This window comes from Serratia sp. TSA_198.1, assembly GCF_052686505.1.
Window position 1 is genome coordinate 46,463 of sequence record NZ_JBQZFP010000010.1, and the last position, 25,580, is coordinate 72,042.

General features: G+C 56.0%; 25 protein-coding genes. 10 read left to right on the plus strand and 15 right to left on the minus strand.

Features of this window, described 5'->3' with window-relative positions; translation table 11 throughout:
* Nucleotides 1-32: 32 nt before the first annotated feature.
* Nucleotides 33-842, plus strand: a complete 810-nt coding sequence (mutM, locus tag ACUTSW_RS24050; protein ID WP_013815027.1) for a bifunctional DNA-formamidopyrimidine glycosylase/DNA-(apurinic or apyrimidinic site) lyase — start codon at nt 33-35, stop codon at nt 840-842.
* On the opposite strand, the gene coaD is transcribed toward mutM, so the two are convergent.
* The 3 genes from coaD to waaA are packed head-to-tail and all read right to left on the minus strand — an operon-like array spanning nt 843 to nt 3,383.
* Nucleotides 843-1,328 carry a pantetheine-phosphate adenylyltransferase gene (coaD, locus tag ACUTSW_RS24055; RefSeq protein ID WP_062789450.1) on the minus strand — a complete coding sequence of 162 codons (486 nt, stop codon included), beginning with the start codon at nt 1,326-1,328 and terminating at the stop codon, nt 843-845.
* A gap of 3 nt (nt 1,329-1,331) precedes the next feature.
* Nucleotides 1,332-2,105, minus strand: coding sequence for a glycosyltransferase family 2 protein (locus tag ACUTSW_RS24060; protein ID WP_004953322.1), 774 nt, complete (start codon nt 2,103-2,105; stop codon nt 1,332-1,334).
* On the minus strand, nt 2,106-3,383 hold the full coding sequence (gene waaA, locus ACUTSW_RS24065; protein WP_006328922.1) for a lipid IV(A) 3-deoxy-D-manno-octulosonic acid transferase: 1,278 nt from the start codon (nt 3,381-3,383) through the stop codon (nt 2,106-2,108). It lies immediately after the preceding gene.
* Between the two features lie 125 nt (nt 3,384-3,508).
* Here waaA and ACUTSW_RS24070 point away from each other — a divergent pair, with 125 nt between their 5' ends.
* On the plus strand, nt 3,509-4,522 hold the full coding sequence (locus ACUTSW_RS24070; RefSeq protein WP_445585543.1) for a glycosyltransferase family 9 protein: 1,014 nt from the start codon (nt 3,509-3,511) through the stop codon (nt 4,520-4,522).
* Between the two features lie 33 nt (nt 4,523-4,555).
* Here the strand turns inward: ACUTSW_RS24070 and ACUTSW_RS24075 are convergent, their stop codons facing one another.
* The 3 genes from ACUTSW_RS24075 to rfaQ are packed head-to-tail and all read right to left on the minus strand — an operon-like array spanning nt 4,556 to nt 7,862.
* A complete protein-coding gene (locus ACUTSW_RS24075; RefSeq protein ID WP_445585517.1) occupies nt 4,556-5,653 on the minus strand; it encodes a glycosyltransferase in 1,098 nt (365 codons plus the stop codon).
* Between the two features lie 2 nt (nt 5,654-5,655).
* A complete protein-coding gene (locus ACUTSW_RS24080) occupies nt 5,656-6,783 on the minus strand; it encodes a glycosyltransferase family 4 protein (RefSeq protein WP_063203001.1) in 1,128 nt (375 codons plus the stop codon).
* The gene (gene rfaQ, locus ACUTSW_RS24085; RefSeq protein WP_445585518.1) at nt 6,780-7,862 is read right to left on the minus strand and encodes a putative lipopolysaccharide heptosyltransferase III; all 1,083 of its coding nucleotides are present in this window, start codon (nt 7,860-7,862) and stop codon (nt 6,780-6,782) included. Before rfaQ ends, ACUTSW_RS24080 begins: the two co-directional genes overlap by 4 nt.
* Nucleotides 7,863-8,073: 211 nt before the next feature.
* Here rfaQ and ACUTSW_RS24090 point away from each other — a divergent pair, with 211 nt between their 5' ends.
* Nucleotides 8,074-9,030, plus strand: a complete 957-nt coding sequence (locus ACUTSW_RS24090) for a polysaccharide deacetylase family protein (RefSeq protein WP_006328908.1) — start codon at nt 8,074-8,076, stop codon at nt 9,028-9,030.
* Nucleotide 9,031: 1 nt separating this feature from the next.
* A complete protein-coding gene (locus ACUTSW_RS24095; RefSeq protein ID WP_166729232.1) occupies nt 9,032-10,123 on the plus strand; it encodes a glycosyltransferase family 9 protein in 1,092 nt (363 codons plus the stop codon).
* Here ACUTSW_RS24095 and ACUTSW_RS24100 read toward each other — a convergent pair.
* Genes ACUTSW_RS24100 through rfaD form a run of 6 tightly spaced genes read right to left on the minus strand, consistent with a single transcriptional unit; the run spans nt 10,120 to nt 16,515 of the window.
* Complete coding sequence (locus ACUTSW_RS24100) at nt 10,120-11,115, minus strand: glycosyltransferase (protein ID WP_063202995.1); 996 nt, start codon at nt 11,113-11,115, stop codon at nt 10,120-10,122. The genes ACUTSW_RS24095 and ACUTSW_RS24100 overlap by 4 nt on opposite strands.
* A 5-nt stretch (nt 11,116-11,120) precedes the next feature.
* The gene (locus ACUTSW_RS24105; protein ID WP_445585519.1) at nt 11,121-12,356 is read right to left on the minus strand and encodes an O-antigen ligase family protein; all 1,236 of its coding nucleotides are present in this window, start codon (nt 12,354-12,356) and stop codon (nt 11,121-11,123) included.
* A gap of 22 nt (nt 12,357-12,378) precedes the next feature.
* The gene (locus ACUTSW_RS24110; RefSeq protein WP_445585520.1) at nt 12,379-13,548 is read right to left on the minus strand and encodes a glycosyltransferase family 4 protein; all 1,170 of its coding nucleotides are present in this window, start codon (nt 13,546-13,548) and stop codon (nt 12,379-12,381) included.
* The gene (gene rfaC, locus ACUTSW_RS24115) at nt 13,548-14,510 is read right to left on the minus strand and encodes a lipopolysaccharide heptosyltransferase RfaC (RefSeq protein WP_197929162.1); all 963 of its coding nucleotides are present in this window, start codon (nt 14,508-14,510) and stop codon (nt 13,548-13,550) included. The genes ACUTSW_RS24110 and rfaC overlap by 1 nt, the downstream gene beginning before the upstream one ends.
* 6 nt (nt 14,511-14,516) lie before the next feature.
* Nucleotides 14,517-15,563, minus strand: coding sequence for an ADP-heptose--LPS heptosyltransferase RfaF (gene rfaF, locus ACUTSW_RS24120; protein ID WP_445585521.1), 1,047 nt, complete (start codon nt 15,561-15,563; stop codon nt 14,517-14,519).
* A 22-nt stretch (nt 15,564-15,585) separates the two neighbouring features.
* Entirely contained in the window at nt 15,586-16,515 is a 930-nt protein-coding gene (gene rfaD, locus ACUTSW_RS24125) for an ADP-glyceromanno-heptose 6-epimerase (protein WP_445585522.1), read from the minus strand.
* 241 nt (nt 16,516-16,756) lie between these two features.
* Here rfaD and kbl point away from each other — a divergent pair, with 241 nt between their 5' ends.
* Together kbl and tdh are read left to right on the plus strand one after the other, a co-directional pair.
* Nucleotides 16,757-17,953 carry a glycine C-acetyltransferase gene (gene kbl / locus ACUTSW_RS24130; RefSeq protein ID WP_004953277.1) on the plus strand — a complete coding sequence of 399 codons (1,197 nt, stop codon included), beginning with the start codon at nt 16,757-16,759 and terminating at the stop codon, nt 17,951-17,953.
* Between the two features lie 9 nt (nt 17,954-17,962).
* Nucleotides 17,963-18,988, plus strand: coding sequence for an L-threonine 3-dehydrogenase (gene tdh / locus ACUTSW_RS24135; RefSeq protein WP_004953275.1), 1,026 nt, complete (start codon nt 17,963-17,965; stop codon nt 18,986-18,988).
* Nucleotides 18,989-19,022: 34 nt separating this feature from the next.
* On the opposite strand, the gene ACUTSW_RS24140 is transcribed toward tdh, so the two are convergent.
* From ACUTSW_RS24140 to gpmM, 3 genes are read right to left on the minus strand one after another with little or no spacing between them, the layout of a single operon-like run.
* The gene (locus tag ACUTSW_RS24140) at nt 19,023-19,988 is read right to left on the minus strand and encodes a divergent polysaccharide deacetylase family protein (RefSeq protein WP_445585523.1); all 966 of its coding nucleotides are present in this window, start codon (nt 19,986-19,988) and stop codon (nt 19,023-19,025) included.
* A 2-nt stretch (nt 19,989-19,990) separates the two neighbouring features.
* Nucleotides 19,991-21,325: a murein hydrolase activator EnvC gene (gene envC / locus ACUTSW_RS24145; RefSeq protein WP_445585524.1), complete on the minus strand. Its 1,335-nt coding sequence runs from the start codon at nt 21,323-21,325 to the stop codon at nt 19,991-19,993.
* A gap of 9 nt (nt 21,326-21,334) precedes the next feature.
* A complete protein-coding gene (gene gpmM, locus ACUTSW_RS24150; protein ID WP_006328897.1) occupies nt 21,335-22,879 on the minus strand; it encodes a 2,3-bisphosphoglycerate-independent phosphoglycerate mutase in 1,545 nt (514 codons plus the stop codon).
* A 297-nt stretch (nt 22,880-23,176) separates the two neighbouring features.
* On the opposite strand from gpmM, the gene ACUTSW_RS24155 reads away from it, so the two are divergent.
* Genes ACUTSW_RS24155 through gpsA form a run of 4 tightly spaced genes read left to right on the plus strand, consistent with a single transcriptional unit; the run spans nt 23,177 to nt 25,437 of the window.
* Nucleotides 23,177-23,611: a rhodanese-like domain-containing protein gene (locus ACUTSW_RS24155; protein ID WP_006328896.1), complete on the plus strand. Its 435-nt coding sequence runs from the start codon at nt 23,177-23,179 to the stop codon at nt 23,609-23,611.
* 28 nt (nt 23,612-23,639) lie between these two features.
* The gene (gene grxC / locus ACUTSW_RS24160) at nt 23,640-23,888 is read left to right on the plus strand and encodes a glutaredoxin 3 (protein WP_004953258.1); all 249 of its coding nucleotides are present in this window, start codon (nt 23,640-23,642) and stop codon (nt 23,886-23,888) included.
* 59 nt (nt 23,889-23,947) lie between these two features.
* A complete protein-coding gene (gene secB / locus ACUTSW_RS24165) occupies nt 23,948-24,418 on the plus strand; it encodes a protein-export chaperone SecB (protein ID WP_004953255.1) in 471 nt (156 codons plus the stop codon).
* A complete protein-coding gene (gene gpsA / locus ACUTSW_RS24170) occupies nt 24,418-25,437 on the plus strand; it encodes an NAD(P)H-dependent glycerol-3-phosphate dehydrogenase (RefSeq protein WP_004953251.1) in 1,020 nt (339 codons plus the stop codon). The genes secB and gpsA overlap by 1 nt, the downstream gene beginning before the upstream one ends.
* Nucleotides 25,438-25,580: the final 143 nt, after the last annotated feature.

Here is a 25,580-nt window from a genome sequence, read left to right on the forward strand (position 1 = left end):
ATAAGGGTAGAAAACCGACGGGAGAGCGCCAGATGCCTGAATTACCAGAAGTTGAGACCAGCCGACGTGGTATTGAACCTTATCTTGTCGGCCATAGCATTCAGTATGCGGTGGTGCGCAACGCGCGGCTGCGTTGGCCTGTTTCCGAGCAAATTCTGGCGCTGAGCGACCGGCCGGTACGCAGCGTACAACGCCGCGCCAAGTATCTGCTGATTGAACTGGACCACGGCTGGATTATCGTCCATTTGGGGATGTCCGGCAGCCTGCGTATGCTGGCTGAGGAAACCGAAGCCGGTAAGCACGACCATGTTGATCTGGTGATCAGCAACGGCATGACGCTGCGTTATACCGATCCCCGCCGTTTTGGCGCCTGGCTGTGGTGCGAAGACCTGGCGAACAGCAATGTGCTGGCCCACCTTGGGCCGGAACCGCTAAGTGAAGCCTTTACTGGCGCCTACCTGTACGAAAAATCACGCAATAAGCGCACGCTGATCAAACCCTGGCTGATGGATAACAAGCTGGTCGTAGGGGTTGGCAATATCTACGCCAGCGAATCACTGTTCACCGCCGGGATCCTGCCCGATCGCCCGGCCGGTTCGCTGAGCAAAACGGAAGCTGAGTTGTTGGTGGAGACGATCAAGGCGGTATTGCTACGCTCGATTGAGCAAGGGGGTACAACGCTGCGCGATTTCCTGCAGTCGGACGGTAAACCAGGCTACTTCGCGCAAGAATTGCAGGTGTATGGTCGTGCGGGTGAGCCTTGCCGCGCGTGCGGCACGCCGATTGAATCCGCTAAACACGGGCAGCGCAGTACCTTCTTCTGCCGCCGCTGCCAACGCTGATTATTGTGCGGCGAGCCTTTCCATCAGTGCCTGGGTGACCACGTCCGGCAGGAAAGGTGCGATATCGCCGCCGTGGCGCGCCACTTCCTTCACCAGGGAGGAAGAGATAAACGACCACTCTTCGGAAGGCATCAGGAACACGCTTTCCAGCGTTGGCATCAGGTGGCGGTTCATGTTCGCCAACTGCAATTCATATTCAAAGTCAGACACCGCACGCAGGCCGCGCACCAGAATATTGGCATTTTGGTGGGCGGCAAAATGCGCCATCAGCTCACTGAATCCCAACACTTCGACATTATCCAGATGCGATGTCACCTGGGTGGCTAACGCCACGCGCTCTTCCAGCGTGAACAGCGGTTTTTTGCTTGGGCTGGCGGCAATGGCCAGAATGACGTGATCGAACATCAATGACGCGCGCGTCACCAAATCCAGGTGGCCGTTAGTCAGGGGATCGAAAGTACCGGGATAAATGGCTTTACTGGTCATGATTCACTTCTCTGAAGAGTTGCGGCCCAATGCCCACAATGCGGCATATTTATTGAAGGTATATTGCGCGTTGACCACGGCTAACAGCAACCCCTGTTTACCGTCGAGGAAGCCGGCGCGCAGCAGCCAGGTTTTGCAGAAGGCACCGAGAGTATGAGTCAGTATGGAGGAGTAACCGCAGCGCTTGCCGGCCTGATGACGCTGATTGGCCCATTCTTCGGCATAACGCAGCTGCTTGCGCTGGAAAGCGAAAAAGTCGCGGCAGGTCAGGTGTAGCAGATCGCCGCTGAGGGGCACCACTTTCGCGGCGCCGATATTGAGCGATTCATGCACCAGATCGTCGTTATAGCGATAGCGTCGGTTGGCGTACAGCCGGTTGACGCGATCCGGATACCACCCGCTGTGACGCATAAAACGTCCAAGGAACAGGTTGCGGCGCGCACAACTGTAGACCTGATTGTCGTCAGGCGCGGCCAAGGTCTGTTCAATCGATTGGCGCAGTTCGGGGGTGACGCGCTCGTCAGCGTCGATCATCAGAATATAGTCGTGGCTGGCGTAGCTTTGAGCCAATTGGCGCTGTTTGCCGAAGCCCTGCCAGTCTGTATGGACGAACACTTTGGCGCCGAGGTTTTCGGCAATGGCGATGCTGTCATCCTGGCTGCCCGAATCGAGAATGACCACTTCGTCCGCCCAGGCCACAGAGTTCAGGCAATCCGGCAGCAGCCCGGCTTCGTTCTTGGCGATGATCACCACCGACAGGCTTTTGCGGTCGCTCATTTAATGGCTCCGTGGCGGCAGGTGCGGTTCCAACAGTTGCAGCAGGCGCTGCAGCGCTCCCTGATTCTGATACAGCACTTCCACGGCGTGGCGGCCGTAATAGCGGCGATAGTCTTCGTCGGTGAGCAGAGTGGCGACTTCCTTGACCAGCGAGTCCTCGTCGGCCACGGTGATCAGCCCTTCGGCCTGCGATAACTTGGCGCAGATATCTTTAAAGTTGAAGATATGCGGCCCCATCAGCACCGGAATGGCGTGTGCGGCGGCTTCCAGCGGATTATGCCCGCCGCGTTCCACCAGGCTGCCGCCGACAAAGGCCAGGTCGGCAATGCCGTACAGCAGCATCAGTTCGCCCATGGTATCGCCAATCACCACCTGGGTGCTGCCGGAGGGGATTTCACCGCTGCTGCGCAGGGTGTAGCTGAAACCGGCTTTCTGCACCAGTTCTTTGGCGGTAGAGAAACGTTCAGGGTGACGCGGCACCAGGATCAGCAGCAGGTCGGGGTGCTTTTCCAGCAGCTTGCGGTGTGCCGCCAGCAGAATGGTTTCTTCACCTTCATGAGTGCTGGTCGCGATCCACACCGGGCGACGCGGCGCCCATTGGCGGCGTAATGTGATCGCGCGTGCAGCCAGCTCGGGAGTGACGGAAATGTCGAATTTCAGGCTGCCGGTCACGGTCAGCTGTGAGCGCTTCAGGCCAAGTTCGATAAAGCGTTCGCCATCTTCCTGATTTTGCGCGGCGATTAGCGTAATGCGGCGCAGCATGTCGCGGACAAAACCGCCGATTTTTTTATAACCGGCGGCAGAGCGAGCGGAAAGGCGTGCGTTGGCGATCACCAGCGGGATCTGACGCTGATGCAGTGCGTTAATCAGATTTGGCCACAGCTCCGTCTCCATGATGATAACCAGCTTGGGGTTCACCTGATCGAGGAAACGGCGCATGGAGCCGGGCAGGTCGTAAGGCAGATAAACATGATGAACGTCTTTACCGAAAGCGGACTGAACGCGCTCTGAACCAGTTGGCGTCATCGTGGTCACAGTAATCGGTAAATAGGGATAGCGGTGGCGCAGCGCGCGGACCAACGGGATGGCTGCCAGCGTTTCCCCCACGGAGACGGAATGCAGCATGATGCCGCCCGGCACCACTTTTCCGGCGCAGAAGCCATAGCGTTCTGCCCAGCGTTTACGGTAGGCTGGAGCTTTGCGGCTGCGCAGCAGTAAGCGGAGCCAGATCAGGGGTTGGATGAGGTAGAGTAGTACCTGATATAAACGCAGCAACATTCTATCAATTTCATTTATATGGGTTAGTCAGAATAGTACCATAACTGGAAGGGAAAGGCGCTAATTTGGTAACCTTTGGTGTCAGTTTTAGACAACAGGCGAGAGATTTCGCTGATAGGCTTGGAATGAAGAATATTTTAATTATTCGCCGTGACAATATTGGCGATCTTGTTTGTACGACCCCTTTGATTGAAGGGGTGAAAATTGCCTATCCGGATGCCAAACTTTATCTGTTAATCAATAAAGTCAGCCAGGATGTCGTTAAAAACAACCCGCACCTTGAAAAGGTTTTTGTCTATAAAAAGGCAAAGCACAAGGCGAAAAACGAAACGACATTAGGGGTTTATTTTGAGCGTCTGATGATTTTTCTTAAGCTGCGTAAAATAAAATTCGACGCGGCGATCCTGGCCAACCCGGTTCCTTGCAAGTACAGCCTGCGGTTGGCGAAAATGGCGGGGGTAAGCAATATTATCGGCGCAGATTTAGGTACGCCTGATATTCATCATCCTTTCCGTAAGGAAAATTTCAGCGGCAAGCATCAGGTAGAGCATACTTACAGCTACTTATCGGCGATTACCGAACAGCGCATCCCGATTCCGCCGGTCCGCGTGTTTTTGGCCCCGGAAGAGCGCCAGCAGGCGGCGCAACGTTTGCAGAAACTCTTGCCGCCTGTCGGGCGAGTTTGCGCGGTCCATATCAGCAGTCGCAGCCCTAAACGTCGTTGGCCGATAGAACGCTATGCCGAAATTATCAATCGCTTAGTCGCCGATCAGAACACCGCCGTGCTGATTTTCTGGTCCCCGCAAGGCACGCTGACGCCTGATGATATCGGTGACCAAAAACGTGCAGAGCAGTTGTTGGCGCTGTGTCAGAATGAACGCGTGGCGCTTTACCCGACGGCCTCGGTGCGGGAATTACTGGCCGGTTTTGATTTATGCGACAGGGTATTGTGCAGCGATGGCGGGCAGATGCATCTGGCTGCGGCGTTGAATAAAGATATGGTGGTCTTTTTTGGCGATACGGATAAAGAATCCTGGCATCCCTGGACGGGGCGTTATCACATTCTGCAGACCGAATCGGGTGATTGTATTGATGTGTCCGTTGACGATGTCTGGCAAAAAATACAAATGTTCGATTAATTAAAGTAAGGGCAGGGAATTCCCTGCCCTTATTTATTTCTTGAGCTCCAAATAGCGCTGACAAATAGATTTCAGTCCATAGCTCAGCAACTGCTGGTGATTAATCTCCGGAGGTTGGGCATAAATTTTTGCCATTTTTTCCGCCAGCGATTTTTCATTGAGGTCTGCCAGTGCGTTATCCATTCCGGCTTTTTCCAGAATTTCCGCAGGCCCCCCTGGACAACGGGTGCTGACCACCGGCGTACCGCATAACAACGCTTCCACCAGCACATTGCCAAAGCCTTCGCTGTCGGAGCTGAGCACCAGCAGCGATGCGTGCCGAATAAAAGGATAAGGGTTGGCCTGGAAGCCGAGGAACAGTACGCGGTCGGCGATGCCCAACTGATTGGCCAGCTGTTTCACTTCCCCTACGTTGACTTCGCTGCCGGCGCCAATCAGTGCCAACGGCGCCTGTATGCCCGATTGCGCATAGGCTTTCAACAGGCGATCGTGCCGCTTGTGCGGGTGAAAGCGCCCGACGTGCACCAGATATTCCTGACCCGCCAGTTCACAGGGTTCCGACGCCTGTTGTTCGATGGCGGCAATATCAAACGGATTGTTGATGACTGCCAACCGGTTCGGGTGGATAGGCAGGTTTTGTTGCAGATCGTCACCGACGGCCTGTGAGACGGCGACGATATTTTGGCCCTGATAAACGCCGGCGATTTTCCGCTGTTTCAGCCAGCGATCCAGGCCCTTGCGATGGCCGAGATAAGAAGTCGATAGCATGCCGTGGATGCAAAACCACAGGCGATCCGAGGAGAGCAGCTTGCTGCGGCTGACGATGCGATCGGTTTTATGCAGGTTCGAGAACACCAAATCATAGGCACCCTGCTGGCGTTCGTTATCGGCAATCACCCGATCCAGTGCGGCGGCGCGGCGTGACAGCTCGGTCAGTTTTCGCCAGGGGGTGCGGCTGTGATCCGCAACCACCTGATAATGAACGCCGGCCGGGATAGGGTAGTTACAGACGTCGCGAAGCGAAATCAGGCTGACGTCATTGCCCATTTCCTGCATGCCCTGACACAGCGTCAGCACCACTTTTTCTGCGCCGCCGCCGGGCAGGCCATCGATAATCATTAAAATACGCATAGTTAATCCAGCAGCCGGTTATAAAGGGAGATCAACTGTTCCGACAGGTGCGCCGGGGTGGCAGACATGATACGTGCTCTCGCGGCTTCACCCATGGCGGAGCCCAGTGCCTGGCGTGGCAATGCCTTGATCGCCGTGACGAGGGCGGGGACATCCAGAGCATCGGTAACGAAGCCGTTTTGCCCTTGAGCGATAAATTCCGCGCCGCCGCAGGTGGTGCTGGTGATGACCGGCAGACCGCAGGACATTGCCTCCAGAATCACGTTAGGGAACGGGTCGTACAGCGTTGGCAACAGCAGTGCATCGGCGGCCTGATAGAACGGCAGCGTCTGCTTTTGCACGCCCATAAACCGCACCCGATCGCCGCACCCTAGCGACTGTGCCAGCGCCTGATAGCGCTTTTCAGCCTTATCTTTACCGACGACCAGCAGATAACTGTCCGTGGCCGCGACAGCGCGGATGGCGGCGGCCAGCCCTTTGCGCTCAAAGCCGGAGCCGACAAAAATCAGGCAGTGCGCCTGTTGAGGGATCTGGTGTTGCCGACGCAATTGCTGCCGCTGCTCGGCCGTGGCCGGCAGAAATTTTTGATTATCAATGGCGTTGTAGATCACCGTGATTTTATCGGCCGGAACCCCAAAGTCGTCGATGATTTCCTGTTTAATCATTTCCGCATTGCAGATGACCGCTTTCAGTTCCGGCGCGGCATACATCGCACGTTCCGCACACATTACGTAACGGTGATAGCGGTTGGAGAACAGCCATTTGCGGCGCCAGTCGGGCAGCAAACGCGCTCTTTGCAGCAACCAGCGGCGGTGAACGCCATCGCCGGCGCGGTAAATATCGCAGCCGGGGATACGCTCGTGGCTCTGCACCAGATCAAATTTCTCTTTCTGCCACAGCGCTCTGGCGGCCTCGGCAAAACCGCGCTCACGGCTGATGCGCCCAAGCTTTATCGGATTGCACAAATGAATATGCCAGTTCGGATGGGTTTCACCCTGCCATTCGCGGGTGATAACGTTCAGATCGAGGTTCTGTTGCTCCAGTGCTTCCAGAGCGCGTGAGACGAAACGCTCGGCGCCACCGTCCGGGCGATACTTTTGACGAACGATCGCCAAACGAAATGCTTTCATGCTAGCCGGCTCCGCGCGGCTGCAATCACCGCGTCTGTAGGGATAAGGTCCAGGTAACGTTCATCGGTGCCGGTGTTGATGGCGTCCGGATCGGGTAAGGTGCCGAAGTCCCCGGCCCATATCACGCAGCCATTAACCTGCCATGGGCGCCAAAACACCAGCTTGGAAGGGCCAAACAGCGCAATGCAGGGTGTCTGCAGCGCAGCGGCCATGTGCATGGGCACCGAGTCTACACCGATAAACAGTTTAGCGTGGTCGATCAGGGCGGCAAGCTGACGCAGCGTTAACTGGCCGGCCAGCGAAACGACTCCCTGCGGCGGGCAGAGCGCCAGAATGCGCTCCACCATTTCCCGCTCTTTTGTGTCCGGCCCAGAGGTGATCACCAACCGGTGGCCGTCGGCCTGCAACGCGCTGACAGTGGCGGCCATTTTTTCTTCGCTCCAGCATTTGAAGAACCAGCGGGACGTAGGTTGTACCACGATATAATCGCCGGTAATGCCCTGCTGCCGTAACAACTGCTCGCAGGTTTGCCAGTCCTGCGGCGGATAGCTCATGGTCACCTGCTGGCTGAGGGTCGGCAGACCGAGCGGCCGCAACAGGGACAGGTTCTGTTCAACGGTATGCAACCGCGCGTGATCGCTTACCGGCACCAAATGCGTGTGGCAATGACGCCATAAGAAGCCTCGCCGTTTGGGCAAATCGAAACCCAGCCGAATGCGTGCGCCGGTCAGGCGGGCGATAATGGCGCTGCGCCATTGATCGGCCAGATTGACCACCAGATCGTAACCTTGGCCTTTGAGCTGCCGGATCAGGTTAAGCTCGTGGCGCAGATGAGCTTTCGTACCCTGTTTTTTCCACTGGCGATCGATAACGAACACATTCGACAGCGCCGGGTGGCTGGCCAGCATATCCTGGGTTTCTTTATACAGCAGCACGTCGATCTGCGCCTGCGGGTAGTTTTGCCGCAGGGTATTGATGACCGGCGTGGTCAGCAACATGTCGCCGTGATGGCGAAGTTTAACGATCAGAATACGCTGTATCGAGGTATCAGGAGCTAGGGCTGGCGCGTCGTTCATCATGAGTCGCTTTCAGGGAAACCAATATTTGATTCTAAATGACCCGATCGCATGTGGCTACTGTTGCACGGTTTTCTTGCCGCGAAGTGAAAAAATAGCGCGAAGGAGAGACAAAAGGCCTTCAACGTTGTCCAAACCAGGCAGTAAAGTCGTTTGCCCTGGCGAAACGCCCTGCGTAACATAATGCATTCTGTTGATATCAGGCTCGATATTTATGACTAAACCGGCGTTTCTCATCACCATTGATACCGAAGGCGACAATCTGTGGCAAAACCACGATCGTATTTCGACCGAAAACACGCGCTTTTTGCCGCGCTTTCAGGCGTTGTGTGAGAAATATGGCTTCAAGCCGGTGTATCTTACCAACTATGAAATGGCGGTAGATGCCGAATACGTCGAGTTTGCCCGCGATGTGATTGCGCGCGGTACCGGGGAAGTAGGAATGCACCTGCACGCCTGGAACAGCCCACCTCTGACGCCGTTGACCGACGATGACTGGCGGCACAAACCTTATCTGATCGAATACCCGGCCGAACAAATTCGCGCCAAGGTCGATCATATGACCAAGCTGCTGGAAGATGCCTTCCAGACCAAAATGCTCAGCCATCGCGCCGGGCGCTGGGCGTTTAACGAGTACTATGCGGCGTTGTTGCTGGAATATGGTTATCAGGTAGATTGCTCGGTCACGCCACGCGTCAACTGGCAATATTCGCCGGGCAACCCGCAAGGGAACGGCGGTACCGACTACCGGCACTTCCCGTCGCAGGCCTATTTTATCGATCCGGAAAATATCGCCGCAGCGGGAGCCTCAACGCTGTTGGAAGTGCCGATGAGCATCCAGTATAAGCATTCTGCGCTGATGAATACGCTCAAGCAGGGTTATGATCGGTTGCGTGGCAAGCAGCGTTCGCCGTCGGTAAACTGGTTGCGGCCAAGCGGCGGCAATCTGGAAAAAATGCAGCAGGTGGCCGAACGTTGCCTGTTGCAGGGACATGACTACGTCGAGTTTATGCTGCACTCTTCCGAGTTTATGCCCGGCGGCAGCCCGACGTTTAAAACCGAGCAGGATATTGAAGTGCTGTATCGCGATTTAGAGCAACTGTTCGCCTGGCTACAGCAGCGTACGGTGGGCATGACGCTGGCCGAATATTATCAACTTAAAGTGAACTGACATGTCGAAAAAATGGAAAATTAAGGTCGCGGATTGGTTTTTGCGACGTTATACCGCAAAGTCCGGCCGTTTCCAGGATAAGGCGACTTTCGACAGTCGGCTTCAGTTTGACAATATCGTCATCTATTCGACCACGGCGTTGGGCGATTTTATGTTCAACACCCCCGCGCTGCGGGCGATGCGGGAACGCTATCCCGATGCGCACATTACGCTGGTGGTGCACAAGAAGAATCAGGAACTGGTGGAGAACGGCCGCTACTACGATCGCGTGGTGTATTGGGACAGTAAAATCAAGAGTATGCGGCCGCTGCTGAAGTCACTGCGCGAGCATCAGCCGGATTTGGCGCTGATCCTGCATTCGCATCTGCCGTACGACATCATCAGCGCGGTATTATCCGGTGCGAAATATATTATCCGCGATAACTACAGCTCCGGGATTTGCGGGCTTGAACCTTGGCTGACCAATTATATCTTCCATTATTACGGTCATTTTATTCGCCGCAAGCTGGAGCTGATTTCAATTTTGGGTTGTCGCAGTGACGATCCCACCATGGAAATCCCCGCGCCTTATCAGCCGGGTATCAAAAGTAGCGAGCACTGTACTGTTGGTTTTCAACTGGGCGCTTCTACCGAATCACGCTGCTGGCCAGTCTCGCATTTCGTCCGGCTGGCGGACGAACTGGTGGCCAAACACGGCAAGGTACGTATTGTGCTGATTGGCGGCCCTTTTGATGAGGGGAAAGCGCAGCAGTTCCTGAGCCAGGTGAACCCTGAAACCCGGGCTTGCGTGGACAACCGGATTGGTAAAACGGGATTGCAGGCGCTGCTGACGCTGATCGACAGCTTCCATGTGCTGATCACCGGCGATACCGGGCCGCTGCATCTGGCGGTCGCGCTGAAAGTAAAAACCATCAGCCTGTTCGTCACGGCTGATTCACGTTCTACCGGGCCCATTCAGGATCCGGAGCTTCATCGGATTATTCAGGTTTCCCGCACCGGTTACACTATGCCGCTGGAAGCTGAAAGCCCGATGGGCGTGATCCAACCGCAGCGTATTTATGCTGAGGTGGTGGAGCATCTGTCATTGAATTAAGCGTGTTTTTCGCGCGTTCTCAGTCGCCAGCGGATTTTTGACAACCAGGTATCGACCCGGGCGTAGCGCATTTGCCGGATTTTTTTTCGCGGTACGCCGCTGTTGCGGCATACCTCAGCCACGCGGTTGAAGGTGCGCAGCGCTTCCGGCTCATAATGGTAGTAGCCGTACAGCGCTTTCGACATGCTTTTCACTTCCGAGAAACAGTTGGCGAGCATTAAGGCCGCCAATTGTCGCAAGGGCTCATCATGCGGGCGCTGATCGATAAAACGCAGCGTTTTGCCGATGGCAAACAGCATATCTTCAATATCTTTGGCTTTGACGTTGCGGGTGATGCCCTGGCTGTTATCCCGATAGAAATAAAGCTCATGGTCGAGATGGGCGATTTTCCGGGTTTTGAAATACTGGAACGGCGTGAAGATAACGTCTTCATAGCGCCGGCCGTTTTCGAATGATTCCCCTTCCAACAGCGTACGCCGATAGACCCGGCTCCAGAGATGCCACATTGAGCGGGCAAACAGCGGAGTGAGGCAGGACAGGCCCTGGTTGTCAAAATCATAAACGCTGCGGCGGGCGGTTGTCTGGTGCGGCAGCATTGGCGGGGTATCGATAAACTTTTGATAATTAAAGTCGATCAGGTCATCTTCATCCGCCAGTAGCAATGGCCGCAGAATGGCCAGGTAGTCGCCGCTCAGCAAATCGTCCCCGTCAAGGAAGGTAATGTAACGCCCACGCGCGTGTTGCAGCCCGATGTTCCGGGCACAGGCGATGCCGCCATTTTTCTGCGAGATAAAGGTCACATGCGGGTGTGGGATCTCTGCCAACAACTGGCGTACCCGATCGGCTGAAGCATCGGTTGAGCCGTCGTCAATGATGACCACTTCAATATCATCGCCGATTTGGTCGAACAGTGAACTCAGGCTGGCGACAACGAAATCCTCATTATTGTAAAAAGGCACAATAAAACTGAGCAGCGGCGGTGATGAGTTCATATCGTTCAATCCTGGGAAACCTGCATTTTCTTCATCGACAGCACGCTGGCAATTATCGCCAGGCAGAATATTGCCGTGCCTTCGGTGCTGAAGAAGATAACGTCGCTGAGCCCGTAAACAAACAGGCTGAATGTCACCCCTAACAATAACGCATTACGGTGCGGCTTAAGAGAACTGACGAATAAGCCAACGTAGAGCGCGAATAAAAACAGCACACCCCAAACACCTTTGAGCGAGTAGGTTTCCAGCAGTTCGTTATGCAGATGCACATTGATATAAGGCATAACGCCGTACAGTTCGGGTTGCTTGGCGACAATGGCCTTGATTTCCTCGCCGCGCTGCTCTGCAGATTGTCCCAACGGTGCCATCGTACCGGTACGTAAGCCGATTCTTTGCATCGTAATACGGGATATGATGGAATTGTCGATTTCCGGCGTACTGACCAGCTTCATGTTGGTTTTAAAATCATCAATGCGCTGTTCTATCTGTGATTTGAAGACAAAACCACTGACGAGTAGCAGCACAGGTACCGAAGCTATCAGTAGCATCTTGTGCTTATGGGATATCAGGTTCTTCGTTGCCAGTATCGACAAGGCGATAACAACCGGGTAAACCAACATGGCCGCCCGCGTTCCAGTGAGCACCAGCGTGGAGAACGTAACCAGGAAGCCAATGATATACAAAGGAATACGGTACTTACTGCGTAGCATCAGTATCGCCTGCAGCATCACCAGATTGATGGCGGTAATCAGGTAGGCGGCGACGGTGGCGCGATCGAAGTTGATTTCTATACGCGGAATATCCAGCCACAGCCCTTGGTAAAGCGAATAACCGTTGACCGCGATGCCGGTCGCCAGTGCGACGACAACAAACGCGCGCTGCATGCAAAGCCGTTCATTTAACGCAATCAACAGGATAAACGCGGTGGCGATCAGCAATTTCCCGGTCGACATATAGGAACGGTAAATATTGATGTACTCGCCCGGTTGTTTGAAGTGCTGCAACCAGAAAATGCTCCCCATGCCTACGCAGAAAAACAGAACCGGCAGAATTAAGTTTTTTTTGTTTTTAACAAAATACTTTATGTTCAGGCAGACGGCGATGAACGAGATATAGCTGGAAATATAAAACAGATTGCGCCCGGTGGCGGAGCCAAAGGGGATCGTGCAAAAAGCGATAGCGCATCCCAAATAAATAAGATAGCTGAAGGCGGGATGTGGAGTTGTTTCTTTTAGCAGCATGGGGCTGGGTTTCCTGCTCATATTACGTTTGGGTAATAAATGATTTCAGCGAATCATCAAACTCGGTCTTGAACATAGCGTAGCTGAAATGTTCGACGGGGTAACGCTGCGCATTTCGGCTCATGGTTTGGTAGGTTTCAGGTACCATCAGCCTTTCGACCGCATCCGCGCATTCCAGGTGCGACAGCAGCTTTGGCACCACCAGGGCATCGGTAGCCGGATCGTAAACATCGTGAGGGAAATCCACCTTGATACCGGTCAGTCGGCAATGTTCTTCGATTGTCACTGCAGGCGTCAGCCCAATACCGCACTGCCCGTCCTTGATCACTTCAGGCTGGCCATCCACCTGCGGGAAAATCACCGGCACGCCAAAATACAACGCTTCCATACAGGATAAGCCGAAGGGTTCGGTAATCGGCGTGCTCATATAGATATGGGTACGGTTGAAAAAGTCGGCCACGTTATCCTGAAAGCCGCTGAAGGTGACCCGATCGCCCAGTTCGAGTTTTTCTGCCAGTGCTTCAAACGCCGCCCGATCCGGCCCTTTGCCGGCGATTTCCAGGGTGACATCATGCCCGCGGCGCAGCAACTCTTGCAGCGTCAGCAATGAAACGCTGATGCCTTTCAGGCTCACCAGGCGAGACGCCGTGCCTATCCTCACCGGCTGGCTCAGTGGCTTCAAATTATCATGAATACCGATAGGGGTTTTAAGCCGGTTAATCACCACGTGATTGGGGCAGGGCAGGTTAAACCGCAGCGCCATCACCCGCTTTGAGGCGTAAGACGCGGAGATGCAGCCGTCCAGCATGGCGAGGAATCGTAATGTCTTCGGGTTTTTCGGATAGCGCCAGGAGCAGCCATGATCGTAATAAATCAGTTTGCCGCGTTTAGGCTTCGCTGCCAGGCCGGGCACAAGATCCCAGACAATCACTACGTCGGCGTTGGCTTTCTCGATTTTTCTGTTCAACAGGTATTTGCGCAAGAATTGCGGGCAACGCAGCGGGAACGCGTTAATCAACCTGTTGGCAAAGGTGATCTTCTGGTCAGGCATTTGCCGACGGATTTCTTCACCGACCTCACCGCTGATGCAAATGACGTCGTTGCTGCCATCGGTCGTGTCGTTGATATACTGCAGGAACAGACGTTCGACACCACCCATTTTCCCTAAATTGATAATGTGCAGTTTTTTCATCAAATAACCTTTTGCAACTCTGCCCAGACTGCGTCAGCGCTGAGCGTCGCCATGCTTTTTTCCGGAGAAATCAGGGAATGCTGATTTTGCCCATAGCCGCCGATCAATCCCGGATCGGTCGGGCCGAACAGCGTGATATTAGGCCTGTCGAGCGCAGCGGTCAGATGGCTGAGACCGGTATCGACCGAGACCACGCCTTTCGCGCCGGCCAGCACCTCGGCGACCTGCTGCAGGCTGAGTTTTGGCAGCACCTCGACGTGCGGGAAGCCTTCCGCCAAACGCAGCGCTCGCAGGCGTTCGTGTTCCGCGCCCCACGGCAATTTTATCTTCAATCCGCTTGGCGCCATCAGCCCAATCAATTCCCGCCAGTGCGACTCAGGCCAATGTTTCTCATCGCGGGTCGTCGCGTGCAAAAACACCAGGTATTGCCCGGCATCGGCCGGCAGGTGGCTGAGAAAGCGCGCCGCAATGGCGTAATCGCCGTAGCTTTCCGGCTTAGCATAGCCCAGGCTTTTGGCGAACAGCTCGCGGGTGCGCTCCACGGCGTGTTGCTGTTTGTCGATGTCATGACGGTGGTTATAGAACCAACTGGCGAACGGCTCGCGGGCGCTCTTGGCATCCTGGCCGTGCTTGCTGCCTTTGGCGATGCGGGTGATCAATGCGGCGCTTTTGATTAACCCTTGGGCGTCGATCACCACGTCGTAGGTGCGCTCCTGCACCAGACGTTTAAAATCGCAACGCTCCTGACGGGTCTCGCTGCCAAACCAGTTTTTGCGCCAGCGGCGGATCGCCACCGGGATCACGCGGTCTACTGCCGGGTGCCAGGTGGGGATCTGGCTGAAACCTTCCTCCACCACCCAGTCGAAGCGAATGCCGGGAATGGCCTGCATGGCGTCGGTCAACGCCGGTAGCGTATGGAGCACGTCTCCCATCGAGGAGGTTTTTACAATCAACACCTGCATGCTTACTTATTCCTCGCTGGCGGCAAGTAACGGCGTCAGCGCGTCCAACACCTGCTGTGGCTGAATATCGATCAGACTCTGATGGTAACCCTGATCGGCATCGCCTTTGCGTATCTTATGGTAACCACTGATTAAGCGGATCACTTTGGCTTTATCGGACAGCGGCGGCGTGAAATCCGGGCTGCTTGGGCCGTACAATGCTATCAGCGGTTTGTTCAATGCCGCTGCAACGTGCATCAGGCCAGAGTCGTTGCTGACCACGGCCTGGCAGGACGCCAGCAGGATCACGGCCTGCTCCAACTGAGTTTCCCCGGCCAGATTCATGCAAAATCCTCGGGCGTCGTCATCCAGCGCCGCGCGGATTTGTTCGCCCGCTTCGTGATCCTTGGCCGAGCCGAACAGCGCGATTTGATAACCCTGGTCGATCAGCATCTGCGCCAACTGGGCGTAGTGGTAGTGCGGCCAGCGTTTGGCCGGGCCAAATTCGGCCCCTGGGCAGAAACCGATAATCGGCCGATGATCGGTCAGGTTGAAGGCCGCGGTGGTTTCGGCAATTTCTTCGTCGCTTACCTGCAACTGCGGCCACAGCAGCGGCTGCGGCAGATCTTCGGCGCGATGGATGCGTTGCTTGTCGTAAGCCAGCGCCACATAGCGCTGTACCATCAATGGAAAAGCGGCTTTGTCCAGGACGCGGATATCATTGAGCAGACCGTAGCGCATTTCGCCACGCCAGCCGGTCCGCTGTGGCACTTGGGCGAAGAACGGCACCAATGCGGATTTGAACGAGTTCGGCAGTATGTAAGCGCGATCGTAGCCGTTGGCGCGCAGGGCGCGCCCCAAGCGCCGGCGTTCACCGAGCGCCAGCGCGCCGTGGCCTAACGGCATCGACAGAGCCTGATTGACCTCCGGCATACGCGCCAGCAACGGACGGCACCAGGCGGGCGCCATCACGTCAATTTCCGCTGTCGGGTGCTCGGCCTTCAGGGTGCGGTAGAGACTTTGCGACATCATCATATCGCCAACCCACGAAGGGCCGATAACCAGTATTTTCATACCCTGAATGATTTCCTTCAGCTTAAGCGGTGCGGTTCAACCAGGCCATGTACTCTTTCACGCCTTCGGCGACCGTTTTGAACGGCGCGTCATAGCCGGCAGCGCGCAACTTGGTCAGGTCGGCCTGGGTAAATGCCTGGTAGCGACCTTTGAGTTTGTCCGGGAACGGGATGTTTTCCACCGCGCCTTTCTGGTGGAAATCGACGACCGCGTCAGCCACCGCCTGGAAGGTTTCTGCACGGCCGGTGCCGCAGTTGAAAATGCCGGACACGCCGCTTTTCCAGAACCACAGGTTTACCGCGGCCACGTCGCCGACGTAGATAAAGTCACGCTTGAAGTCCTGGCTGCCGTCGAACAGTTTCGGGTTCTCGCCGCGGTTGATCTGGCTGTTCAGGTGGAATGCAACGCTGGCCATGCTGCCTTTGTGGCCTTCGCGCGGGCCATAAACGTTGAAGTAACGGAAGCCGCAGATCTGTGAATCCGCCTCAGGCAGGATTTCACGCACGTACTGATCGAACAGGAATTTGGAGTAACCGTACACGTTCAGCGGCTCTTCAAACTGGCGCTCTTCGATAAATTCTTCACGGCCGCCGTAGGTGGCTGCCGATGAGGCGTACAGGAACGGGATTTCGCGATCCAGGCAATAATGCAGCAGGTCTTTGGAGTACTGATAGTTGTTGTCCATCATGTACTTGCCATCCCACTCGGTGGTGGATGAACAGGCACCTTCATGGAATACCGCGTCGATTTCACCCAGATCGTCACCGGCCACGATGTTGGCGATAAAATCTTCTTTATCGATATAGTCGGCGATATCCAGATCGACCAGGTTGGCGAATTTGGTGCCGTCTTTCAGGTTATCTACCACCAGGATATCGCGATACCCTGTGTCATTCAGCGCCTTAATGATATTGCTGCCGATCATGCCGGCGCCACCAGTAACGATAATCATTGGGTTACCCCCTATTATTCTGCCCGGTGGGACAGGGTGCCCCACGCTCAATGCCGCTTATAATAGCATTTCATGCCGCCGCAAACATCGGACGGGCTCCGAATATCCCGCGATGTCGAGCATCAAAGCACTTTGCCGTGATATCTGCTGCAATTTTCATATTCTCTCCTGTGTATTGTCGTCAGTTTGGTTACAAATCAGTAAAATATGTGGAAAACAGACCCATCCTGGAGATAACCGAATGTCCGCGTCTTTTTATCAGCAGTTGGAACAACAGCTTGCAACCGCCCGTAGCGAAGGGTTGTTCAAGGAAGAGCGCATTATCACCACCGCTCAGCAGGCTGATATCGCCGTTGCCGACGGCCGCCATGTAATCAACTTCTGCGCCAACAATTACCTTGGCCTGGCCAACCATCCGGCGATGATCGCGGCGGCCAAGGCCGGTATGGACAGCCACGGGTTCGGCATGGCGTCGGTGCGCTTTATTTGCGGCACCCAGGACAGCCATAAGCAGCTGGAGCGGAAATTGGCCGACTTTCTCGGTATGGAAGACGCCATCTTGTATTCCTCTTGCTTCGATGCCAACGGCGGGCTGTTCGAAACGCTGCTTGGGCCGGAAGACGCGATTATCTCCGACACGCTGAACCACGCGTCGATCATCGACGGTGTACGTTTGTGCAAGGCGAAGCGTTACCGCTATGCCAATAACGACATGAACGAGCTGGCTGCGCAGCTGAAACAGGCCAAGGCCGATGGCGCGCGCCACATCATGATCGCAACCGACGGCGTGTTCTCCATGGACGGCGTGATCGCCAACCTGAAAGGGGTATGCGACCTGGCGGACCAGTATCAGGCGCTGGTGATGGTGGATGATTCCCATGCGGTAGGTTTCGTTGGCGCCAATGGGCGCGGCACCCATGAGTATTGTGACGTGATGGGCCGCGTCGACATCATTACCGGTACGCTGGGCAAAGCGCTGGGCGGCGCGTCCGGCGGCTATACTGCGGCGAAAAAAGAGGTGGTGGAGTGGTTGCGCCAGCGTTCACGGCCTTATCTGTTCTCCAACTCACTGGCGCCGGCGATTGTCGCCGCTTCGATCAAAGTGCTGGAACTGCTGGAGCAGGGCGATGCGCTGCGCGATCGTCTGTGGGCCAATGCGAGCCTGTTCCGCGAAAAAATGACCGCGGCGGGCTTTGAGCTGGCCGGGGCCGATCACGCCATCATCCCGGTGATGTTGGGTGAAGCAAAGCTGGCGCAGGAATTCGCCAACGCGCTGCTCAAGGAAGGCATTTATGTGACCGGTTTCTTCTATCCGGTGGTGCCGAAAGGCCAGGCGCGCATCCGTACCCAGATGTCTGCTGACCACACCCCGGAGCAAATTGAGCGTGCGGTCGCGGCGTTCATTCGTATCGGTAAGGATCTTGGCGTTATTGCATAAGGTAAAACCATGAAAGCATTGTCAAAACTGAAAGCGGAAGAAGGGATTTGGATGACGGATGTGCCTCAGCCTGAGCTGGGCCATAACGACATCATGATTAAAATCCGTAAAACCGCGATCTGCGGTACCGATGTTCATATTTATAACTGGGATGAATGGTCGCAGAAAACCATCCCGGTCCCTATGGTGGTCGGCCACGAGTACGTGGGCGAAGTGGTTGCCATGGGTCAGGAAGTTAAAGGGTTTAACGTCGGGGACCGCGTTTCCGGCGAAGGCCACATCACCTGTGGCCACTGCCGTAACTGCCGTGGCGGCCGCACCCATCTGTGCCGCAATACCATTGGTGTGGGCGTGAACCGTCCAGGTTCCTTTGCTGAATACCTGGTGATCCCGGCGTTTAACGCTTTCAAGATCCCGGACAATATTTCCGATGAGCTGGCGTCAATCTTCGACCCGTTCGGCAACGCGGTTCATACGGCGCTGTCGTTTGATCTGGTTGGCGAAGACGTGTTGGTTTCCGGTGCCGGCCCGATAGGCATTATGGCCGCTGCGGTGTGCAAGCACGTTGGTGCCCGCCACGTAGTGATCACCGACGTTAACGAATACCGGCTGGAACTGGCGCGTAAAATGGGCGTGACCCGTGCGGTGAACGTCAGCAAAGAAAACCTGAACGACGTGATGGCCGAACTGGGCATGACCGAAGGGTTCGACGTGGGGCTGGAAATGTCCGGTGCACCACCGGCGTTCCGTACGCTGCTGAATGCGATGAACCACGGCGGCCGCATCGCCATGCTGGGTATTCCACCGTCGGATATGTCGATCGACTGGAATCAGGTGATCTTCAAAGGGCTGTTTATCAAAGGGATTTATGGCCGTGAGATGTTTGAGACCTGGTATAAGATGGCGGCGCTGATCCAGTCTGGTCTGGATCTGACACCTATCATCACCCACCGTTTCTCGATCGATGAGTTCCAGCAGGGCTTTGACGCCATGCGCTCCGGGCAGTCCGGAAAAGTGGTTTTGAGCTGGGATTGACAGTAAAAAGGGCCGGAATCTTCCGGCCCTGATTTTATGCTTTCGGTTTGTCTGGCGCTGAGCCGACCCAGCGATGCCACTGGCGCTTGATAAACTCTGCCGCCGGCGACTGTGTCACGCTTTCGCCGATCACGCTTATCGCCTTGCCTGCGTTGACTTTTTCCTTCGGCAACTTGACCTTGCACTGCTTGATACCGCCGGTGAACGGGTTCTTCGGCTGCGGTTTCTGCGGCTTGACCGGCGGTGGAACGTAACTGCCGCCGCCGCTGTTACTCTGCGGTTCATTCAGCAGCGAACTGGGTTTCACCAGCACGATATCGGCCGGCAACGTCGGCAGCATTTGCTGCAGCACCTTTACCGTTGCCGGACGTGGATGGCCAATCGCGATGGCGGAACCGTTGCGGCGTGCCAGATCGACCGCACGGTTAAACTGGCGGCGAATATCGGCCTCGTTGGCGGTATCGTCCAGAAACACTTTACGCTTGATGATCTTCACCCCGGTGCCTGCAGCGGCACGGGTGGCCTGGCTATTGCCAATGGTCATGCTATCGAGAAAGTACAGGCGGTAACTTTCGAGCGCCTGCATGACTTTTTGCATGCCCGGCAGACTGGAGGTCATGGCGCTGCCCATGTGGTTGTTCATCCCGACCGCGTAGGGCACGTTATTCACCGCATTGCGGATGATGCGCTGGATCTCTTCGCTGCTCATGGAAGGCTGCAGCGTATCGCGCTCCAACGGCTGTTTGCTGAGCGGGGCCATTGGCATGTGAATCAACACTTCGCGGCCCTGGCTGTGGGCGCGGGTGGCCATTAGACGGGCGTGAGGGGCATTGGGCAGCACGGCAACGGAGATCGCCGTCGGCATTTGCAGCACGGCGTCTTCCTCGTGCGGCCGATAACCCACGTCATCGATAACGATGGACAACTTCCCCGCCTGCGCGGCGCAAACCTGCAACAGACAGCCAATCAATACGACAGTACGGGTTTTGATATAGCGCAAATCTATCTTCCCAACCACGGTAGTGGGTTAACCGCCTGACCTTGACGACGGATTTCGAAATAAAGTGACGGCGTTCCCTGGCCCCCGCTGGTGCCTACCAAGGCTATCGGCTGCCCGGCGCGGACCTGCGCCCCGACGTTGACCAGCGCGCTCTGATTGTAGCCATACAGGCTCATGTCGCCCTTACCGTGCTCGACTACGACGACCAGACCATAGCCTTGCAGCCAGTCGGCCAGCAATACGCGGCCGTCGGCAATGGCTTTCACTTCGCTACCTTCGGCAGCCGAGATCACCATGCCTTTCCAGCGTAACTCACCCTGCAATTGTTCACCAAAACTGTGCAAGGTGCGGCCACGAACCGGCCACATCGCTTGTCCGCTCGGTCTGCCAAGGCCGCCGGTACGGGCAATCAGCGAGCGGTCGGCTTCGCTAGGTTTGTAACTGGTGCCGGTTTTCTTCGCCTGCTGTTCTTTGGCGCGCATTTGCTCGCGCACCTTGGCGGCTTCACGCGCTTCACGTTCGGCACGGGCGCGGGCTTCGCGTTCAGCTCGGGCAATTTTATCGCGCATGCGGGTTTCGTTTTGACGCAGTTCCACCAGCCGCTGCTGATCTTTTTCCAGCGAGGCTTCCAGTGCGGTCAGCGTTTGCTTACGTGCGCCACGTGCCTGCTCCAGCTTCTGTTGTTGCGTTTGCTGTTCGCCCAACAGCGATTTTTGCTGGCCCTGTTTGGCGACCAGCGTGGTTTTTTGCTTTGCCAGCTTGAGACGGATTTGTTTCAGTTCTTCGATAGTTTGCTGACGCGCCTCGTTCAGATAGCTGAAGTAAGCCAGAATACGCTCGCTGCGCTGGCTCTCCTCACCGCTGAGGATCAGTTGTACTGCACTGTGTTGCCCCTGCCGGAAAGCGGCGTCGAGCTGTTTGGCGAGGATCTCTTGCTGAGTAGACTGCTGCTTTTGCAGCTTGGCGATGGAGGCGTTCAGGCCGGAAATGTCTTTCCCCAGTTGGCTTAGCGTGCCCTGGGTGTCACGCAGCAGGCGGCTGGCCTGCGCAATGGTTTTTTCCTGCTGTTTAAGCTGATCCTGCAATGAGCTGCGTTGCTGCTGCTGCTGTTTAACCGCCTTCTCTTTTTCGGCGATGCTTTGCTGGATGTCTTTGAGCTGGGATTTGTTGTCTTCCGCCGCCTGTCCGGCTAACGGCAACAGCAAGACGCCAGCGCAAAATACGCTGGCGCACATGGCGGTCAACTTCCTTGGCGCTGTGCGTTCAGGCAGCGGCCGGCTGCCTGCGTTTGCGCTTCGGGTTACCCTTGATAGTGCAAAAAACGCCTTCTCCCTCATGGAGAAGGATTATTCCACGATGAACAGCGGCTTACCAGTCATCTCTTTCGGGATTTCCATTCCCATCAGCGTCAACATGGTCGGCGCGATATCGGAAAGCTTGCCGCCGTTGACCGCGTGAGCAGGCTTGCCGACGTAAATCAGCGGCACCGGCAGGCTGGTATGGGCGGTATGCGCCTGACCGGTGGCCGGATCACGCATTTGTTCGGCGTTGCCGTGATCGGCGGTGATCAACAGCTGTCCGTCAACGGCCTTAACGGCCTCCACGACCTGCGCGATGCAGCTATCGAGAGTTTCCACCGCTTTCACCGCCGCGTCATAGACGCCGGTATGGCCCACCATGTCGCCGTTCGGGTAGTTACAGATAATGGCGTCGTATTTGCCGCTGCTGATGGCACTCAGCAGTTTGTCGGTCAGCTCCGCCGAACTCATTTCCGGTTGCAGATCGTAGGTGGCGACCTTCGGCGAGTTGACCAGCACGCGTTCTTCGCCTTTGAACGGTTCTTCCACACCGCCGTTATAGAAGAAAGTGACGTGTGCGTATTTTTCGGTTTCCGAGATGCGCAACTGCGTTTTGTCGTGCTTCATCAGCCATTCGCCGAAGGTGTTGTTTAACGACGCCGGCGGGTAGGCGCAAGGGGTTTTGATGTCGGCGGCATATTCGGTCAACATCACGAAATCACCGAAGTTCACCACCTTGGCGCGGGGGAATCCGTCGAAATCGGCATTCACGAAGGCGCGCACGATCTGGCGCGCGCGATCGGCGCGGAAGTTCATGAAAATCAGCGCGTCGCCATCTTGCAGAGCGGCGGAGGCTTCACCGGCGGCCTGAAGCACGGTCGGTTTCACGAACTCGTCGTTTTCGCCGCGCTCATAAGCGGCTTGCAGTGCGGCAACGGCGTTATCGGCCACGTAATCGCCCTGAGCCTCAGTCATCAGCGCATAAGCCAGTTGAACACGGTCCCAGCGATTGTCGCGGTCCATGGCGTAATAGCGGCCAATCAGCGAGGCGATGCGCCCGGCGCCCAGTTTGGCAAAGGCGTCGCTAAAGCGTTGCAGCGAGTTTTCTGCACTGCGTGGCGGAGTGTCGCGGCCGTCCAGGAAGGCGTGCAGGTACACGGCTTTCGCGCCGCGTTGAGCGGCCAGTTCAATCATGGCCAAAATGTGGTCTTCATGACTGTGCACGCCGCCCGGCGACAGCAGGCCCATGATATGCACCGCTTTGCCCGCCTGTACGGCCTTGTCGACCGCTGCCGTCAGCGTCGGGTTGGCGAAGAAGTCGCCGTCTTTGATTTCTTTATCCAGTCGGGTCAGATCCTGATAAACGATGCGTCCGGCGCCCAGGTTGACGTGGCCGACCTCCGAGTTGCCCATCTGGCCATCAGGCAAGCCCACGTCCAGGCCGGAAGCGGCGATCAGGGTATGCGGCTGCTGTTGCCACAAGCGATCCATCACCGGCGTTTTGGCGTTCAGAATGGCATTGTCCTGTTGCTCCTCCCGATGGCCGTAGCCGTCCAGGATCACCAGCACCATCGGCTTTTTGTTACTCGACATTGCATTAACCTCGTTATGAACTTTTAAGTTGTGAATAGCCATCTGCCCGCAATCGGAATGATGGCTATTCACCTTAAAACCGCCCGATTTTACAACGCGCACGATTAAAAAGAGCCTCGAGAGATCAAAGTTGCGGCGAACAAGACCGGCTTTTATGCTCTGACGTTAGGAATTTCTCAGCGCACTCCGCAGTTTCTGCAATAGCGCTTGCTTATTGGCTGTATTTGCCGCACTCGGCAGGTATACTCTGGAACCTTGACTTATTTATCCCTTAACTGACGGGAGTTGTTACACCCCATGCTGCAAGAAATTATGCAATTTGTTAGCAAGCATCCGATACTGAGCCTGGCTTGGATTGGCTTGCTGGTTGCCGTGATCGTCATGACGTTCAAAAGCCGTTTCTCCAAGGTGAAAGAGATCGCTCGTGGTGAAGCCACTCGCCTGATTAATAAAGAAGATGCCGTTGTGGTTGATACCCGCAGCCGTGATGATTTCCGTAAAGGCCACCTGGCCAACGCCATCAACCTGACGGCGAGCGAAATCAAAAACGGCAGCCTGGGCGAGCTGGAAAAACATAAGGCTCAGCCGATCATCGTGGTTTGCGCCAACGGCACTGCCTCTCGCGAGCCGGCGGAAAACCTGAGCAAGGCCGGTTTTGAAAACGTGGCCATGCTGAAAGACGGTATTGCCGGCTGGAGCGGGGAAAACCTGCCGTTAGTGCGCGGTAAGTAATTCTTTAATGTATTTGAGGTGGTAATCCATGGCTAACATTGATATCTACACCAAAGCGACCTGTCCGTTCTGCCATCGCGCCAAAGCGCTGCTGAACAGTAAGGGCGCGGCGTTTAACGAAATCGCCATTGATGGCGATAATGAAAAACGCGAAGCGATGATTGCGCGCAGTGGGCGCACCACCGTGCCTCAGATTTTCATCGACGACCGGCATATCGGCGGCTGCGATGATTTATATGAACTCGATGCTCGTGGTGGTCTGGATCCGTTGCTATAAGCGGACCACTGCCGGTTACTGAGTGTCAATAAGGACGTTTAACCAAGGGTATTACACACATGTCAGAACAAAACAGCACAGAGATGGCTTTCCAGATTCAGCGCATTTACACCAAGGATATCTCCTTCGAAGCGCCAAACGCTCCGCAGGTTTTCCAGCAGGAATGGCAGCCAGAAGTTAAACTGGATCTAGATACCGCTTCCAGCCAGTTGGCTGACGAAGTGTATGAAGTTGTACTGCGCGTAACCGTGACTGCGTCTCTGGGCGAAGAAACTGCGTTCCTGTGTGAAGTGCAGCAGGCGGGCATCTTCTCCGTTGCAGGCATCGATGGCACGCAGCTGGCGCATTGCCTGGGTGCATACTGCCCGAACATTCTGTTCCCGTATGCGCGTGAGTGCATCACCAGCCTGGTTTCTCGCGGCACATTCCCGCAATTGAACCTGGCACCGGTTAACTTTGACGCGCTGTTCATGAACTATCTGCAACAGCAGGCGGAAGGCGAAGGTGCCGCACCACATCAGGATGCCTGATGAACACCGTCAATGCTTCAATGACCGTTATCGGTGCCGGCTCGTACGGCACCGCATTAGCCATTACGCTGGCGCGTAACGGCCACCCCGTGGTGCTGTGGGGGCATAACCCAGAGCAAATTCAAAAATTGCAGCGTGACCGCTGCAATCAGGCGTTTCTCCCCGACGTTGCCTTCCCCGACACGCTGCTGTTAGAAGCCGATCTGGCACGTGCGCTGGCTGCCAGTCGCGATGTGCTGGTGGTGGTGCCAAGCCATGTGTTCGGTGACGTATTGCGCCAACTAAAGCCGCATCTGCGCCCGGATGCCCGCATTGTGTGGGCGACCAAAGGGCTGGAAGCGGAGACCGGCCGGTTGTTGCAGGACGTAGCGCGCGAAGCGCTGGGCGATGATATCCCGCTGGCGGTAGTCTCAGGGCCAACGTTCGCCAAAGAGCTGGCCGCCGGGCTGCCGACGGCTATTGCGCTGGCTTCCACCGATACTCAGTTTGCGGAAGATCTGCAACAGCTGCTGCACTGCGGTAAAAGCTTCCGCGTTTACAGCAACCCCGATTTTATCGGCGTGCAGTTGGGTGGGGCGGTGAAGAACGTGATTGCCATCGGCGCCGGGATGTCAGACGGCATCGGCTTTGGCGCCAATGCGCGTACTGCATTGATTACCCGTGGCCTGGCGGAAATGAGCCGCCTCGGCTCGGCGTTGGGCGCCGATCCCTCGACCTTCATGGGCATGGCCGGTTTGGGTGATCTGGTGCTGACCTGCACCGATAATCAATCGCGCAACCGCCGTTTCGGTATTATGCTGGGGCAGGGAAAAGGCGTGCAAGAAGCGCAAGACAGTATCGGTCAGGTGGTTGAAGGCTATCGCAATACCAAAGAGGTGTTGGCGCTGGCGCAGCGACACGGTGTGGAAATGCCGATTACCGAACAGATTTACCAGGTGCTGTACTGCCATAAAAATGCCCGGGAAGCCGCGTTGAGCCTGTTAGGGCGCACCAGAAAAGACGAAAAGCACAGCATCTGATCCCCATACCCTGGGGATTTCAGGTTGCAGCCAACGGTGCTACGGCTTGAAGGGCGACAAGTATAAAACCGATAGGCGGGGCAGCGAGCTGACCCCGGCAATTGATTTGGGCTGCCTGACCGTGATGCGGTGAGGCAGCCTGT